The sequence below is a fragment of the Peribacillus sp. SIMBA_075 genome, assembly GCF_046534585.1.
Genome location: NZ_JAWRYN010000400.1, coordinates 1 through 287 on the forward strand (window position 1 = coordinate 1; position 287 = coordinate 287).

A 287-nucleotide genomic window follows, 5' to 3' on the forward strand; every position below is an offset into this window, starting at 1 on the left:
TTAACAGCTGTTGCAAATCCTGCGAAATATTTCAATGGCATTGCTACAAATAATAGTAATAGGAAAGAAATCCCCTCAATTAAGCCGATTGCTCTTAATCTTCCGATTGGTGTAGATAACATGAAGTAGCCTCCTTTAATGTATGCTTGTATATATTAAATTTGTATTCTTTTTCAAAATGAAATAGTCTATTTTATTTAATTATATACAAAAAGAAAGTTTACACTACGAGAATAGTGCAAAGTTCAAAATATAGTCACAAAAGCATTGCAATTTAAATAAAAACC

The 287-nt window shown here is 28.6% G+C and carries 1 protein-coding gene; it reads right to left on the reverse strand.

Annotated elements, in window-relative coordinates; genetic code table 11:
• Window positions 1-122, reverse strand: a 122-nt coding sequence (locus tag SB775_RS28760) for a DUF3817 domain-containing protein (RefSeq protein WP_410864598.1), incomplete at its 3' end; no start/stop codon positions are given.
• Window positions 123-287: the final 165 nt, after the last annotated feature.